This is a genomic window from Streptomyces sp. CB01881, assembly GCF_002953255.1.
GTDB lineage: Bacteria > Actinomycetota > Actinomycetes > Streptomycetales > Streptomycetaceae > Kitasatospora.
Genome location: NZ_CP026498.1, coordinates 11,324,743 through 11,340,025 on the forward strand (window position 1 = coordinate 11,324,743; position 15,283 = coordinate 11,340,025).

The 15,283-nt window shown below is 72.7% G+C and carries 14 protein-coding genes; 4 read left to right on the plus strand and 10 right to left on the minus strand.

Annotation, left to right across the window (positions count from 1 at the left end; genetic code table 11):
- Window positions 1-13: 13 nt before the first annotated feature.
- Window positions 14-412 carry a hypothetical protein gene (locus tag C2142_RS38930; RefSeq protein WP_148647480.1) on the minus strand — a complete coding sequence of 133 codons (399 nt, stop codon included), beginning with the start codon at window positions 410-412 and terminating at the stop codon, window positions 14-16.
- 444 nt (window positions 413-856) lie between these two features.
- Between C2142_RS38930 and C2142_RS38935 the strand changes: the two genes are divergently transcribed.
- Window positions 857-1,204: a hypothetical protein gene (locus C2142_RS38935; RefSeq protein WP_241003087.1), complete on the plus strand. Its 348-nt coding sequence runs from the start codon at window positions 857-859 to the stop codon at window positions 1,202-1,204.
- A 1,502-nt stretch (window positions 1,205-2,706) separates the two neighbouring features.
- Here the strand turns inward: C2142_RS38935 and C2142_RS38940 are convergent.
- Window positions 2,707-3,318, minus strand: a complete 612-nt coding sequence (locus C2142_RS38940; RefSeq protein WP_148647481.1) for a CGNR zinc finger domain-containing protein — start codon at window positions 3,316-3,318, stop codon at window positions 2,707-2,709.
- A 104-nt stretch (window positions 3,319-3,422) separates the two neighbouring features.
- Between C2142_RS38940 and C2142_RS38945 the strand changes: the two genes are divergently transcribed.
- A complete protein-coding gene (locus tag C2142_RS38945) occupies window positions 3,423-4,271 on the plus strand; it encodes an SDR family NAD(P)-dependent oxidoreductase (RefSeq protein WP_148647482.1) in 849 nt (282 codons plus the stop codon).
- Window positions 4,272-4,849: 578 nt separating this feature from the next.
- On the opposite strand, the gene C2142_RS38950 is transcribed toward C2142_RS38945, so the two are convergent.
- Complete coding sequence (locus tag C2142_RS38950) at window positions 4,850-5,341, minus strand: dockerin type I domain-containing protein (RefSeq protein ID WP_162002671.1); 492 nt, start codon at window positions 5,339-5,341, stop codon at window positions 4,850-4,852.
- A gap of 508 nt (window positions 5,342-5,849) precedes the next feature.
- Between C2142_RS38950 and C2142_RS38955 the strand changes: the two genes are divergently transcribed.
- A complete protein-coding gene (locus tag C2142_RS38955; protein WP_153882871.1) occupies window positions 5,850-5,987 on the plus strand; it encodes a hypothetical protein in 138 nt (45 codons plus the stop codon).
- A 170-nt stretch (window positions 5,988-6,157) separates the two neighbouring features.
- Here the strand turns inward: C2142_RS38955 and C2142_RS38960 are convergent, their stop codons facing one another.
- The 3 genes from C2142_RS38960 to C2142_RS38970 form a co-directional block, all read right to left on the minus strand.
- A complete protein-coding gene (locus tag C2142_RS38960) occupies window positions 6,158-6,445 on the minus strand; it encodes a hypothetical protein (protein ID WP_148647484.1) in 288 nt (95 codons plus the stop codon).
- Window positions 6,446-7,215: 770 nt separating this feature from the next.
- A complete protein-coding gene (locus tag C2142_RS38965) occupies window positions 7,216-7,881 on the minus strand; it encodes a glyoxalase (protein WP_206671128.1) in 666 nt (221 codons plus the stop codon).
- Entirely contained in the window at window positions 7,881-8,375 is a 495-nt protein-coding gene (locus tag C2142_RS38970; RefSeq protein WP_241003088.1) for a helix-turn-helix domain-containing protein, read from the minus strand. The genes C2142_RS38965 and C2142_RS38970 overlap by 1 nt, the downstream gene beginning before the upstream one ends.
- A 467-nt stretch (window positions 8,376-8,842) precedes the next feature.
- On the opposite strand from C2142_RS38970, the gene C2142_RS38975 reads away from it, so the two are divergent.
- Window positions 8,843-9,082, plus strand: coding sequence for a hypothetical protein (locus C2142_RS38975; RefSeq protein ID WP_148647487.1), 240 nt, complete (start codon window positions 8,843-8,845; stop codon window positions 9,080-9,082).
- Between the two features lie 180 nt (window positions 9,083-9,262).
- Here C2142_RS38975 and C2142_RS38980 read toward each other — a convergent pair whose 3' ends face one another.
- The 4 genes from C2142_RS38980 to C2142_RS38995 form a co-directional block, all read right to left on the minus strand.
- A complete protein-coding gene (locus C2142_RS38980; protein WP_148647488.1) occupies window positions 9,263-11,632 on the minus strand; it encodes a DEAD/DEAH box helicase in 2,370 nt (789 codons plus the stop codon).
- Between the two features lie 106 nt (window positions 11,633-11,738).
- Entirely contained in the window at window positions 11,739-12,467 is a 729-nt protein-coding gene (locus tag C2142_RS38985; protein ID WP_148647489.1) for a helix-turn-helix domain containing protein, read from the minus strand.
- Window positions 12,464-14,677, minus strand: a complete 2,214-nt coding sequence (locus C2142_RS38990; protein WP_148647490.1) for a hypothetical protein — start codon at window positions 14,675-14,677, stop codon at window positions 12,464-12,466. Before C2142_RS38990 ends, C2142_RS38985 begins: the two co-directional genes overlap by 4 nt.
- Before the next feature lie 7 nt (window positions 14,678-14,684).
- A complete protein-coding gene (locus C2142_RS38995) occupies window positions 14,685-15,014 on the minus strand; it encodes a helix-turn-helix domain-containing protein (RefSeq protein ID WP_148647491.1) in 330 nt (109 codons plus the stop codon).
- Window positions 15,015-15,283: the final 269 nt, after the last annotated feature.

A 15,283-nucleotide genomic window follows, 5' to 3' on the forward strand; every position in this document is an offset into this window, starting at 1 on the left:
AGCGGGTCGCTGGTCAGCGATTCCCTACGCCGCCCCCGGCGAGGCCTGCGGGGAGGATCGGTCCCGGCAGGTGCCGGACCGGGCGCAGCCGCTCGGTCTCGGGCAGGTCGCACAGCCATACCGCCCGCACCAGCACCACGAAGCTGGCCGGCTGCTCCTGGACCCGCATGCGGTGGGTGTAGGTCAGCGCGAACTCGCCGCCGTCGATCAGGGTGCGCGCAGCCGGTGATCCGGCCGACCACCCTGGCGTCGTGCGCGGCCAGGACCCGCAGGACCCGCAGGACCCGCCAGATCGTCCGGAAGACGAAGCCTCGATCTCGGCGTCGGCCTCGGCCTTCACCGCCTCGCCCGCGTCGCGGACCTCGGCCGGGTCCGCGGCCCGTGCTGCGGAGATGGTCTGCGCCAGGGCCACGACGCCTTCGTGCGCCGGGGAGAGACCTTCTCCGACGACGTCCAGGTTGTAGACCGTCCCGGAGCGCGCTCCCGGACGTGGACGGCGGACGGCCGGCCCAGCCCCGGCCGCCCTCGGCGGCGCCGGTCGTCGAGGTGAGGACCGGCGGGCGAAAGCAGTGCGAGACGGATGAACGCCGGCGGGTCGGGCCACGTACCGAAGGGTGACCGGCTCGCACGGGCCCCGCTCCGGGGCCGGCGGTCCGCGGAAGGAGCATCGATCATGCGCCGTCTCGCCTGGGCAACCATGGCGCTGCCCGCAATCGCCCTGGGGGTCGCTGCGTGCAGCAGTGGAAGCGGCACCCCGTCCTCCTCGCCCGCCTCGTCTGCGCCCGCGGCGGTCTCACCCGGCGCGCCCTCGTCCCCACCGGCGGCTGCGGCCGGCTCGGGCGGGACCGTCGTCGCTGTGCACAGCTCGGACCTGGGGATGATCCTCACGGACAGCCAGGGCCGCACGGTGTACCTGTTCGAGAAGGACGCCCCCACCATGTCGAACTGCGACGGCGCGTGCGCCTCGGCCTGGCCGCCGCTGACCACCAGCGGCGCCCCACAGACGGGCGCCGGTGTCACCGCGTCCGAGCTCGGCACCATCACCCGCGCCGACCACAGCGTCGAGGTGACGTACCACGGCCACCCGCTCTACTACTTCTCGGGTGACCACAACCCGGGCGACACCAAGGGCCAGGGTTCCCAGGCTTTCGGTGCGGGCTGGTACGTGCTCAACCCCGCCGGTAACAAGATCGACAACGACTGAGGCCGTCAGCAGCCGACGACGGCCCGGCCCCCGTCCCCACCCTTGCCGGCGTCGCCCGCGCCCGTCCGTGGTCGGGTCGTGGTCGGCGCCGGCCGACACGATGCGCACCCGCGCCGGACGGCGCGGACAGGCGCTCCCGTCCCGGGCAGGGACGTCCAGGACCGCACAGCCGGGCGGCCGCCAGCAGCCTGCCCTTGCTCTACCGCAACCACGACGGCTTGAGGAACTTTGCAGAGAACGGGTACTGCCTGCCGATGTCCGCCCTCTGCCCACCGACGCTCCCTCACCAGGTCGTCACCGGTGACGTCACGACGAGCACAGGTCCGTCCCGCAGGCCGACGGGCCCTGCGTCACTCCGCAGCAGCCTGCAGATCGACGCCCTTCCGATCGATCGCGAGCGTGACAACGCGCGGGAAGCCATTGCTCCCTGTTTCCCACCGCTGCAAGCGCGTAGCGACCTCAGACTGACCGACCCTCACAAGGGGCCCGTAGGGCCTGCCCTGGTTTACCCACGTGTGTTCGGCACCGTCACAGATGGCAGGCGTGCTGATGGCGACCCTGTCCCCCACCGAGCTGTTGACGACGGCGTAGGGAGAGGGCCCTGAGCAGCGGTAGGTACCCGAGAGGGTCACAACCGCCTCGCTGTCGACCGTACCGGTGGAGTCAAGGGATACCGTCCCGGTGAAGTTGGTGGGTGTCGTCCCCGAGATGGCCGCCTGGGCCGGCGAAGCGGCCCAGAACCCCGAGAGCAACGTGATGGATACAGCTGTGAACAGAGCGGCGGCAGCAGAGCGGCGCAACGAACTTCCCCTCACTGAATGACCACAGAGTCTGGTCTAGACCTGTCGTCGGGACCGTACCAACCGCTTTGCGGGCGAACCTGTAAGCCCATCGGAAACGGCCCCACCTACCGGAGAGGCTGCCCGATCGGGCAGCCTCTCCCCAGAGCAAGGCCGGGCCGCAGGTGCAGGCGGTGATGGCCACCCGCTCCCGCGAGCAGGCCCTCGCCTGGTACGACGGCCTGGTGGAGGCCGGTGCCGGAAGCGGTCACCGCGGCGATGTACGGGAGCGCTGGGGCACCGACACCTCGCAGTGAACTCGTGACAGCGAGCGGGGCTGCGGCGGGAACGGCCGGCGCGTCCGGTCACCGCCGGCGGAGGTGAGATCCGTCATCGGCGCCGGCAACCCCGGGCCGGCTCGCCCGACACCGGAGGATCGCCTCCCGCCGGACCTCGAAACCCCGGCCGAGCGCCTGCGCGATCTACTGACGACCACGTAAGCCATCAGGTGTTGCGAGGATCCCGAGAATCTGCCCCCAGGGCGACGGGCCCGATGTGTTTTGGCTGGTCGGGTGGGGTGTCGAGGGTGGGGTGGATCAGCAGGAGAGCCGCCGCGGCGCGGCGGGATCCCGAAACCCTCACAGTCGCCGTCAGGCCCCCCGGGCTCGTCGGCACCGTCCTCGGCCCTGCCACCGCGGAAGGCTCCGTGATGGCAGCGCGTCCTCACGTCCGGGGCGTCGCCTGACTCCCTTGGCGCTGCCGCTGGCGGTAGTTGCGCATGGACACCTGGGAGCCGCAGCCGGGACTGCAGTACAGCCCTCCCCCGTTGCGGGTGCGGTCGAAGAAACCGAAGTGGCACGGGGGGTTGCGGCACGCCTTGATGCGCCCCCAGTCGCTGCTCTGGGCGAAGGTCGTCACCGCAGCCAGTACGGTTCCGAACACACGCTCCACCCCCGCCTGCGGGGACGCCAGCTCGACACCACCGGCCGTGACCACCGTCGCCAGCGGGTAGAGCGAACCCGCGCGCCGCAGGTGCCGCTCGGCGCGCTGCAGCGGCTCACCCAGGCTCTCCTCGTCGCCCGAGTGCGCGAGCAGCACGGTCACCAGGGCATCGCGCAGCTCGCGCGCGGCCGCGGCATCGGCATCGGTCACCACGGTTTCGCCGCCGAACTCGTCGTACTCCGCCAGCCACGCCGCGAACGAGTCCCCGTCCCCGAACAACTCCTGCCGGCCGGAGCCGTCCGCGCGCGTGTTCACGAACGCGAGCACGGTCTCCACCGCCGGCGTGACGGTGCGCGGGCTGAGTTTGGGAGATCCGGCTGCCGCACTGCTCATGCCCTCACCCTACATCAGCAGGAAGAGGCACTAATCCGTCTAACGGGCAACCTGGAACGCCATCCACCTTGACGCGTTGCGCTCTAACTCATTACGGTCGCAACATGAACGGAACATCCAACCAGCAGACCCACCCCCGCACCTGGCTGATCACCGGCGCGACGTCCGGCATCGGCCGCGAACTGACGCTCCAGGCGCTCGAGAGCGGCGACGTCGTCTCGGCGCTCGCCCGCGACACCGCTCCCCTGGAAGAACTGACCGAAGTGCACGGCGAGCGCCTGCTCCTCGTCCCGGCGGACGTACGGGACGAGCAGGCCGTCCGGGAAGCGGTGGAGCGCACGCTCGCACGGTTCGGCCGCATCGACGTGGTGGCCAACAACGCCGGCTACGGACTGTTCGGAGCTGTCGAGGAGGCCTCCGACGCGCAGACTCGCGCCGTGTTCGACACCAACGTCTTCGGACTGCTCAACGTGCTCCGCGCAACGCTGCCGGTGCTCCGCGCCCAGCGATCCGGGCACATCCTCCAGGGCTCGTCCGTCTACGGGCAGTCCGCCCACCCCGGCGTGGGACTGCTGGCCGCGACCAAGCACGCGGTCGAGGGGCTGTCGGACGCGCTGGCGGCCGAGGTCGCACCGCTCGGCATCAACGTCACGATCATCCAGCCCGGGCTGACCGCGACCCCCTTCCTGGCCAACCTCGACGTCGCGCCCGGCCTGGCCGACTACGACCAGACCGTCCGCGAGGTCCAGAAGGGCATCGGAGAGTTGCCGGCATCCGCGTTCTCCGCCGCGGCGCGGATCGCCGCAGGCATCCGGACCGCGGTCGACAGCCCCAACCCTCCGCTGCGCCTGGCCCTCGGCACCTCCGGCGCCACGGGCATGCGCGCCGCATTGGAGGCACGCATCGCAGACCTGGACAGCTGGAAGCGCGTGACCGACGCCGTCGACAGGTAATCGCAAGTCCCGCCGGGGGCCGCGGCGCTGACAGCCGAGGTGCCCTCGGCTGTCATCCGCGGATGCCCGGCAAGCCGGGAAAGTGATCTTGTTTCGGGCGGGAACCGACCCCTCGGAAGTTCCGCGTCACCGCAGGCCGACGAATGGTGCCGGTTGACCCCACCCCAGGGGTGCTGACCCGAGGCGGGGCGTCAGGGCCCCGGAGTCGCCCGTCAGCCGGCCGAACCTCGGGGCGGATCGGGCTGTCCAGGGTGGGCGGAGCCCATCGCGTAGCGACGCCCCAGCACTCTCCGCGTTTACCTGAGCAGCCAGTTGAAGTGGTGCGGGGCCGCGCGCCGCCCGTGGGTCGACCGGCCCGCGGACGGCCGGTCAGGCAACAGCCAGGCCGTGTCCGGCGCCCCTTGCCCCCACCCGCCGCACCAGCCCTCCTCCTCGTTTCCGGTGGCGCTGCGAATGCGGCGGATGAGACACGACCCGGTGTCCGAAACACCCATCAGCCTTCGACGCGGGCTATGAGCGATGCGCCGTATCGGCCCCGTCGGCAGCAGACGCCGACGCGGCCGATGGCCGGGCCGGTCCTACGGGGCGGTGTAGGACTGCTTGACGTGCTGGGCGCACTCCTCGCGGGTGAGGACACCGTCACCGTCGGCGTCGATCTGCTGGAACTCCTGGAGGGCATCGATCAGGGGGATTCCCTTGGCCTGCTGCCAGGTCAGCCACTCCGCTACGGAGATCATGCCGTCGTTGTCGGCGTCGGCCGCCTCCAGGACGGCGAGCTCGAACGGGATCGCGACCTGGTCGAGGAACTCCGGGCGGCGGTAAGCGGCCACGAACTCCCGGGCGGTGACCCTCCCGTCCCCGTCCGCATCCGCTGCGCTTCGCAGCGCCTGCCACATCCGGTTGCCCAGATCGGTCACCCGCCGCCAGTCCGGGGAACCCGGGAACGCGCCGGCCCGCGCCAGCATCTCCTGGACCAGCTGGTCGATGTCGACCTGCTCGATCACACCGTCACCATCGACGTCGACCTTCCTGAACATCGCCTGGAAACGGCCGCGCTCCGTCTGAGTCACCACAGACTCCACCTGTTCCTTTCCTAACGGGGACAGAACCGTTCGCCAACGTCCCACATGTCCTCGTCCGCGGGCGGGCATCGCGCCGTCGATCACCCGAAAGAGGCCCCCGAGCTGCCACAACGCGGCCTGACCGAAAACGAGGCCTGAACCCGACCGGGCCCAAATGCCCGGCCGCGACGGCGACAGCTTCGGCCGCGGCCCGCTCGCGCTCGGCCTCCTGGCGGGCCTGCTGGTCGGTGACGGCCTGGCGGCAGCCGGCGCACAGCCCGTCGTCCCTCCAGCCGGTCCGGCGTTCCTCCCACCGCGCGTTCGAGAACTTCGCCGAGCAGCGGGTGCAGGCCGGGACGGCGCCGCGCCCGCCCCGACTCCTCCCACGCCCGGCGGACCCGATCGGCCTCGGCCTGCTCGACGGCGACCAGCCGGTCGCCGTCCGGGTTGTCGAGCGCATAGGTGAGGGTGTGCCAGCCGCGGCGGCCGAACCGGCGCCAGGCGGGCAGCCCTCCCCATGGCGGGGCTGCTTGTGGTGCCCCTCGGAGTTACGTCACGGTGGGGCGGTGACGCAGCGAGCTCCCTGCCCGTCAACGTCGACATCGACGCGTTCGTCATGGCCGCCACCACCGAGGCCGCCCTGAAGCTGTTCTGACCCACGACGCCGACAACACCCACCACCGAACCACCGACCCGCCACAAGGGCACAGCAGGTCACACCGCGCCTCGACGTCGGGCAGAGCCTCTCGTGGGGGAGCCGGTCGCAGAGCAGCGTTGCGGGAGGCAACGCCTGAACCGGATGCTCACGGGAACGAACCCGATCTCTCACCCCGCCTCGCCCTGCCGCCGTTGCCCGCGCTCGAACCGGCGCTCCAGTTCCTCGTGCCAGCGAGCCGCGTTGCTGCCGTCCAGCTGACCGGCGAAGGCCCGGTAGAGGGCCGGCACCAGAGCCTTGCGGTCGGCGGGCTCCGCCGTGGCGATCGCCCAGAGCGCCTCGGCGGTATCGTTGTCCAGCCCGGTACAGGAACGCGGTCCCCCGCCTGCGAGCACACGCTCCAGTTCCCCGTGGAAGATCTGCCGCAGCTCCTGGTCAGTCGGCCACCTGTGGCGCATCCCGTCCCCCATCGACGTCGAACTCGAACTCCCCACCCTCCGGAAACGACACGGTTGCCCAGGCCTGTGGTTCCACAGACCGGCTTCGGCTCGTCAGGGTGGTGTTGTGGTGGCCAAAGGACCGCGGCGCGGCCGCGGCGCCGACGAGTGGTGCACCGCACCAGCCTTCCCACCGATCGAGCCCCGGCACGTCCAGCACGGGCGCAGCGCGGCGTCGCCGCACGGGCGGCCTGGCGCCGGTCGTTGGCGGCCCGGCTGTTCGGGCTCTCCCGCGCCTCGGTGAGGGAGTGCCGGCCCGGGCGGCCGTAGCGCCACCACACCGGCCCGAGCGGCCCGTGCCCGGTCCTCGCTGATGGCAGGCAGCAAGATGCTCACCGCCGAGGTGTCGGTGTTCACCACGAGGGCGGAGACACAGGTCGCCGCCGGCACCCCGGCAGGCGCCCGGGCAGGGGACTGGGCGGGACTGCCACCGGTCCCCATGCCCACTCCACGATCCCGAGCCCGGGCAGCGTGCCGACCACCACCGCCGTGCCCGCGCACCGTCGCCGAAACCGTCACCGGGCACCGGGCACCGACGCCCCCCGACAGCCCACCACCGGCCGCCGCGCCGGACAACACCGGCAGATCTCCATCCGGGTCGGCGCGCGGCGGTGGGCTGTCGGGGGCGTCGGCAGTGGCGGGGACCAGGGCGGCGCGGGCCGACCGCGCTGTTGTGGCCGAACATCAACCCGTACGGATGCTGTCAGGCGGGGCGGGGGTGGGGGCCGGGGTCAGGACGGCGTGGCGGCGGGCGACGCGGCGGCCTCCCAGGCGAACCCGTCCGCGTCGGTGAAGGCGTCGGCGGTGCCGCCGAGGACGATGCGGTGCGAGCCGGTGCCCTCGGCGGGGACGCCGAGGTCCTTGGCCAGGGCACGGCGCTTGTACAGCGCCAGCTTGACCTCACCGGCCCGGCCCGGGGCGAACTCGGCGTACTTGCCGCCGAAGCTCTTGGCCACGCTCAGACCCCGGCCGACGTAGAACTGCCTGGTGGCCTTCACATCCTCGACGCCGATCAGCAGGACGACCTCGTCGATCTCGCCGGTGGCGGGACCGGTGTCCTTCTTCGCCGAGGTCGCGATCTTCCAGATCGTCCCGTCCGGGGCCCGGACGACGCCGCCGTAGCCCCACAGCGACCTCGCGGCGGGCTTCAGCACCGTGGCACCGGCCTCCACCGCGGCGCCGACGAAGCCGTCGACGGTGGCCGGCCCGGACACCGTGAGCGCCAGGGTGAAACCGCGGAACCCGGTGGACTGCGCCTCCGACGCCCGCAGACGGATGTACGCGTCCACACCGAAGGCGCTGTAGAAACGGCGAGCGGCCTCGGGATCGGCCACCTCAAGGGTGACGGACACGAGGGACGTGTGGGCTGCGGTGGAAGTGGTGGTTGCCATGACCATCACGCTAGGGGCTTCGCGGCGGCCGGGGCTTCTCGATTCCTGACCGGTCTTGAGACCTGCTTCGCCACGCACGCCGGCATCCCCTCCACCTTGATCGCCGACCCCACCTCGCGGGCCGCACCCGCCGCACCGGCCTGGCCGGCCGCCGCATCCGCCGCCTGACGCCGGAAGACCCCGGGCGACATGCCCACCAGCTCGGTGAAGCGGGTGGTGAACGTTCCCAACGACGCGCAGCCGACCTCGAAGCAGACCTCGGTGACACTGAGGTCGCCCCGCCGCAGCAGCGCCGCCGCCCGCTCGATGATCGTGTGGCGCTCGTCCTCGGAGATGCCGGGATCGGCGGCAGGCGGCGCCAGGAGGATCGACGTGCCCGGCTGACCGGCCGCCGGCGGAGTCGTTGATCGGCGATACCTTGCTGCGATGGGCGGATGAGTCGGGGAATCCGGGCTGTGGCTGGCAGACAGCCTCACGGGCCGGACTGTCTGGAATCCCACGCCGGCCTTGGAACCGGTCTTCGCCGCGGCAGACGAGCAGCATGTTTTCGCCGTCGGGGCGGACGAGAGTGTGGTTTTGGCGCGGCATTGAAAACGTCACCGCTGCGGAGTCGGCAGGACGGCGAAACGATCAAACTATGTAACGAAGCCTGGAATTCAGCCCGGGGGTCCGCCGAGCCTGACAAGGCGGCGTTGGGTCGCGTTCCAGATCAACAAGTCCAGTGGCGAATCCTGCCGGCCTGGTGGAGCCGGACACAGACGTTCGGGTTTTCCCGTCGCGACTTACCGCCGCCACACGACCTGACGGGTGCCGACCGCCCTTTGCCGGCACTGCTTGGACCGCCCCGCTGACCAGAAGAAGAGGCCTTCGCCAGGCGACGCCACCCGCTCAGCCCTATGGCAAGGCGTGCCAGTTTGGGTAGACATGGTCCGCTTGTGCCACTACGACCGAAGGAGCTGGGCGCGCCATGGAGAAGGACCAACTGGCTCACCTGGAGCAGCGGATTCACCACCTGATCACGGTGACCAAGTCTGTGACCAACGACCCTCACGAGGAGCTGCTCAAGATCATCCACCGGCCGGGCTGGACGACGCCGGCCGAGGTGGCCCTGGTGACGAACGCGGTCGACCATCTGATCAAGCAGACCGAAGCCCTGAACGCAGCCCGCCAGGGGCTCATCGAGGGAGCCCGCTCCGTCGGCGGCTGACGGCGGGTTCCCGTCAGCCCGGCCGGCCCGTGCGGTAGTAGCCGCCATCGACACTGCCGCCCGGGCGCGGCGGCGGGGCCGGGGTCGCGGCGGTCATCGCGCGGTGCCCCGGGAGCCGGGAACGGGTACGGGCGGCGGTCCCGGCCTGGGTGGGCCGGGACCGCGGGGGTGCGGGGCGGATCAGCCGGTGAGGGTCTCGGCGTGCCGGTGAAGGGCGTCCAGGAGCGCGGCCTGCCGGCCGGTCAGCTTCCCGTCGGTGCGGGCCGCCGCCTGCTTGCGCAGCCACGTCCCCGGCCGGAACGTCGGGTCCGCCTCGCCGCCGGTGCGGTTCGCCGGGCCGGTGAGGGTGCCGCCGGCGGCGAGGTAGGCGAGAAGGCGCCGGTAGGAGCGGTTCCAGTCCGGCTCCAGACGCCACAGCTCGTCCAGGGCGTCGAGCTTGGTCACCTGGTCGGGGTGGAGATTCTCGGCCTTGCGCTGGCGGCGCATCCACGCACCTACCGCGTAGTCGTCCAGCTTCGCGGTGGCGGGGATCGCGAGGTGGCCGTGCTGGTGGTGGAAGGCGGCGGCGTAGGCGTGGCCGCGTTCCCAGGCGTTGGCGTTCTTCGACCAGATCATGCCGAGCGCGTCCAGCTCGCCGGCCCGGGCCGCATCGAGCAGGCCCTGGCCGTTCAGGTGGCGCTGGCGGGCGAGCCAGGAAATCAGCTCCGCGTGCCGGTCGCGGTCGGTGGGGTCGAGGTGGCCGTGCTCGATGTGGAACACGGCGGCGACGGCGTGCATGCGCTGCCACTCGGTCGCCCTGGGGTTGAACGCCCGCAGCTTGACGGCCTGGAGGATCTGCCCCGCGTGGTGGCGGGCATCGATCCGCAGCCACTCGACCGGCGACTCCGGCGCCGCGGGCCTCTGCTCGCCCTCCCCGGCCTCGGCCTCGGAGGCCTTGGCCGTGGTGATGAGCTGGGGCCGGCCGCGGTGGGCGCGCAGCTCGGTGATGCGGCCGGCCACCCGGGCGTCGTGCGCGGCCAGCGCCCGCAGGACGCGCCAGATCGTGCGGAAGGAGGAGGCCTCGATCTCGGTGTCGGCCTCGGCCTTCACCGCCTCGCCGGCATCGTGGACCGCGGCCGGGTCGGCGGCCGCGGTGTCGTCGCCGACCTCGGGCGAGGGGAGGTAGACCGGGATGACGACCCAGGAGACTTTGCCCTGCCGGTAGGACTGGCGCAGGGCGCGGCCGACGGCCTGGACGATGTCGATCACCGAGGACTTGGGGTCGGCGAAGACGATCGCGTCGACCGCGGCGATGTCGATCCCCTCCGACAGGAGACGGGAGTTCGCGAGGATGCCGCACTCCTCGCCGTCCTCCCCGGTGTGGGCCTTGAACTCGGCGAACGCGGCCCGGCGCTCGCGCAGCCGGTCGGCGCCGGCCACGGCCTTCGCCCACAGCCGCTCCGGCCGGTCCGCGTCCTTGAGCAGTTCGGCGGCGCCCAGCAGGCCGGCGGCGAACTCCCGCGCCGCCGACACCCGCGAGTGGAACGTGATCACGCGGCGCAGCTCCAGGTCGGCGACGGCGCGCAGCACCGCGATCTGCAGGGCCAGGCGCAGGAGTTCCTCGTTGGTGCGCTGGGAGCGCAGGTCGGCGACGGCGGGGAGGTTGAGGAGGTCGCGCAGGTCCTCGTCGGTGACGACGGGGACGAGGACGCGGTAGTCGGCGAGGTAGCCGTGTTCGATGCCCTGGCCGAGGGTCCAGGTGTAGACGGTGGGGCCGTAGATGCGTTCGTCGTCCATCGAGCACAGCGCCGGCAGTGCCTGGTTTTCGCCGTCCGGGGCGCCGGTGTCGTCGGTCTTGGTGAGGTCGGTGAGGCCGTCCTTGGCCTTGCGGTCGTCGGCGATGCGCGGGGTCGCGGTGAAGTACAGGCGTCGCTGTGCCGGGACCTGGTCGTCGTGGTGGACGGCCGCCCATGCCTTGCCCTCGGCGCCGGCGGTGCGGTGCGCCTCGTCGACCACGACCAGGTCCCAGCGGGCCAGGCCGAAGTCGCGGTGGGCCTGGACGATCCGCTCCAGGGAGGCGTAGGTCGCGTACACGGTGACCGGCTCGCCGGGCTTCGCGGAGGCGACCAGGTCGGCGATCCGCGCCGCAATGGTGGTGACCTGGGCACGGACGCGGCCGCCGGCCTCCGCGCTCTCCAGTGCCTCCTCCCGCGAGCACGCCGCGACCGCCAGCCCACGGCGGCCGCCCTTCGTGGACCAGGCCTCCGCGCTCTGCTCCAGCAGCTCGATCGTCGGCACCAGCACCAACACCGAACCGCGAGCGGCCAGGCGCCGGGCGCAGCCGGCGGCGATCAGGGTCTTGCCGGAGCCGGTCGCGGCGACCACCGTCGCGCGGCCGCCGTCCTTCACCTCGCGCACGGCGGCCGCGACGGCGTCCTTCTGGAACCAGTGCAACGGCAACGGGTTCACGACGGTGCCGGACGGCTGCGCCGGGAGCGGCCGCCCGGCCTCGGCCCGGAACGCTGCCGGCACGTCGGCCTCGGCGGCGGTGGCGGTCGTCGCGGTCTCCACGGCGGTGGTTCTCCTTCGTCTGCCGGGTGGGGCGGGGCAGGGCGGGTGCGGGGAGGGTTCCACGGAGCCGGGCGCGTGGCAGCGGTGACCGGCAGCGCGGCGGGTGTCAGCCGATGAGGATCTCGGAGGTCTGGTGGCCGGTGGGGGTCCAGGTCCGGATCTCCAGGTAGACGATCTCGGCGTCCGGGACGGCGCGGCCGGTCTCCACCAGCCATGTCCACACCGCGTGGACGACGTCGCCGTGCGAGGCGGCCACCCGCCGCGACCACTCGGCGGCGGAGAAACCGCCCGTGGCGGCAGAGCCGTAGGTGCGCTCCTCGGTGCCGTCCGCACGGGGCACCACGCCGCGCCGGATGCCGGGTGAGTCCTGTCTCGACCCGGCCGGCAGGGTGAAGTGGGTGCCGCGCATGCGTACCGTCAGGGCGACCCTGCCGTTCGCGGCCGCGGCCGCGTGGATGACGCCGGCCAGGTGCGCGGCGCCGGTCTTGATGGCCTGTTTCCCGGCGCGCCCGGCCATGCTGCCGCCCGGGGTGCCGATCACGTCCTTGCCCCGCACCCGGGCCTTCTGCCCGGTCTTCGTGCGGCGGCGGGTGGTGTTCGCCTCGGCGATGCCGGCCAGGGCCTCCTCGTCCCGCTCTCCGCCCCGTACGGCCCGTACCAGCTGGCGCAGGGCGCCCACCATGCTGGCGCCCTTGCCCTTGGTGAAGAACTGGCTGACGAGGGAGGCGTCGCGGCCGAGCATCCTGGCGACCTGGCGCCTGGTGTAGCCCTGGTCGATCAGCTCCTGGGCGAGGCGGGCGGCCTCGTTCGGCTGGTTCGGGTCGGCGGGGCTCACTGGTCGGTCCCCTTCGCGGCGAGTTCGGCTCGGCCCAGGGCTCGCAGCTTCAGGTACTGCTCCTGGCCGGCCGGGTGCTCGACGGGGCCGGTGAGGTGGCCCTTGAGGAGGTAGTCGCCCACCTCGCCCCGGTAGGGCCAGGGCTGGCGCTCGGTCAGGGCGATGCCGTCCGTGCCGAAGTAGACGACCGTGCCGGGCTTGGCGTGCAGCGCCCCGGCGACGGCGACGACCTCCTTGCCGTCGCGGTACTTCATGTCCAGCAGCGCCGCCCGCGCCCCCGACCACACGTACGCGGCCCACTCCGGGTGGGCGTACGGGTCGCGGGAGAACCCGGCCTGCCGCTGCCAGGTCACCACGTCGCCGTCCTGGCCGAGGATCTCCACCCCGGCCGGCAGCGCCTCCCCCACCGGGGTGGTGCCGGAGACCAGGCGCGGGCGCTGCGCGAAGCCGCCCAGGCCGAACAGCAGCACGGAGCGGACCGACCGGCTCGCGAGGTAGGCCGCGGTGCGCTGGCGCTCGTCGGCGTGCAGTTTGGAGAGGTTGGCCAGGTCCGCCCAGGCGGCCTTGAGGCGCCTGCCCCACTCGTCGAGCGGCTTGCCGTCCTCGAAGAGCAGGCCGTCGAGGATCTCGATCCGCCACGGCGCGAGGTGGTTCGACAGCGCGAGGTGGACCTCCGCCCCGCCCGCCCAGGTGGTGAACGTGGCACCGGGCTCTGACGGGTAGACCCAGGCACGGTCACCGCTGACGGGCGCCGGGAGCAGCCCGACGTGGTTCCAGCCGGCCGGGACGGTCACCTTGATGTTCCAGTGCGAGCAGGACATCAGCGCCTTGGTCTGCTCCTGCTCCGTCATCGCCGCGAACCCGGCCGCGGTGATCCGGCGCGGCGTGCCGACCGGGGACTTCCACAGGTGCTTCGCATAGGCGAACGTGCGGTCGTACTCCACCAACGCGGGCAGCTGCTCCGGCACCCGTGGGGGCAGGACCAGCTCGGTGCGGCCCTGCCCGCCGGTGGCGTGCAGCAGACCGCGCAGCTCCTCGGACAGCACCGGGTAGCCGCCGGCCCACTTGCCGGTGGTGGGGATGGTGCGCGACCACAGGTCCCGGCCGGTCTGCGACGGCGACCCCATCAGCACCGCGTCGTCCCAGTGGCGGCGCAGCGCCTGCCACAGCAGCCGGAACGCGTCCCGGCAGGTGGTGACGTCGGCGCCGTCCGGGTCGAACCACTCCCCCATGGAGCGGATCTCCGTGACCGGGCCGTCCGGGGCGGCGGCGGGGGCGTAGCGGCCGACCGGCTGGCGCTGGTGGACGAAGTGCCCGGCCAGCCTGTCCCGGCCCGCGCCGACGGCGGTGGTCCACCGCTCGCTGGGGGTGTTCAGCCAGGCCGCGACCGCGTCCTTGAGCGTGCTGTAGCGCTCGGCGCCGTCGTGCCACGGGGCGCCGGCGGTGATGTAGACCCGCTCCGCACCCGGGGCCGTGGTGAGGACGGCGTCCAGGATCTCCCCGGGCGTGCGGGCCCCGAGGTCGACCCGCACCGTCTGGTCGCGCACGGCCAGCACGCCGGCCGCCACGTCCAGGAAAACCGTCGAGCGGGCCTGCTGGACGAAGTTCGGGCGCTTGGAGGCCAGGCCGGTCGTCGCGGACTCGAACCGCGCGCCCGCCGGGCCCTCCGGGAGGGTGGGCAGCTCGCGCGGCCCGACGACCACGGCCGGACGCTCCGCAGCAGCGACCGGAGCGACCGAGGGCGCCGGGGCGACCGGCGCAGCAACGGCGGGCTCGGCCGGGGCGGGGTGCTCGACGACGGCCTGGTCCTCAACCTCGACCGGGGCCGGCTGCTTGAGTACGGCTGTGGGACGGGTGAGCGCCGGGGCGACGGCGGACTCGGCGACCGGCGCGGGCTCGGCCACGGGCGCCGGAGCGGGCGCAGCGGCACCGGCCCGGTCGTCGGCCTTGGCGGTGCGGACGGCGGCCGGGGTCGGGTCCAGCAGCGGGGCGATCCGCACGACGTCCACGACCGGCAACCCGGAGGCCTTCGCGACGGTGTCGGCCTTCGCGCCCTCGTACCCCGCGAGTTCGGTGATCCGGCGGGCGCGCCGGCCGATGAGCTTGTCGAGCGCGGCCTGCGCGGCCGCGACAGCCTTCTCGGCGGCCGCGATCTCGGCACGCAGCGGGCGCAGCTCAGCGAGCTTCGTGGTGTACGTCTTGCGGTCCATCAGGGTGTCACTCCCCTGCCGTGGTCTCGGCGCCGGTGTCGAGGGGGCGGGCCTGGCGGGCGAGGGTGAGCCAGCCGTCCGGGCCCCGGGTGCCGTGGATGTCGGCCAGGCCCGCGAGCAGGAAGGCATAGGCACCGCGCTTGGGGGCCCGCGGTTGGGCGGTCCCGTTCTCCCACCTGGCGAACGTCTCCCGCCTGGTGTCCAGGGCCGCGGCGACCTCGATCTGGGTCAGGCCGGCCTCCTTGCGCAGCCGCTCCCGCTCGGCCGGCTCCGGCAGGTCCCCGCCGCCCCGCGCCTTGGCCAGCAGTGCGTCCACCGCCGCGTAGATCTCAGACATCTCATACCTCCTAGCAGGGAAGGTATCACAGAGAGTCACTCTATATGCAGCATTATTAGTCCTATATTGGTCGCATAATTGCCGTGCAAGCTCGGGCTGTCGCTCCCGCCCCATGGGCTGGGGGGACACCGCTGTCCGGCATGCCCTGCCCAGGGGCCAAGCCGACACTGCCGACACACCACGCCCGCCCGCCCGCCCGCCGGTCACGATGACTGACGAACCGGCCCCGGCCGCCGCGCAGGCGGACCGGGGCCGAAAGGGCACGGCAC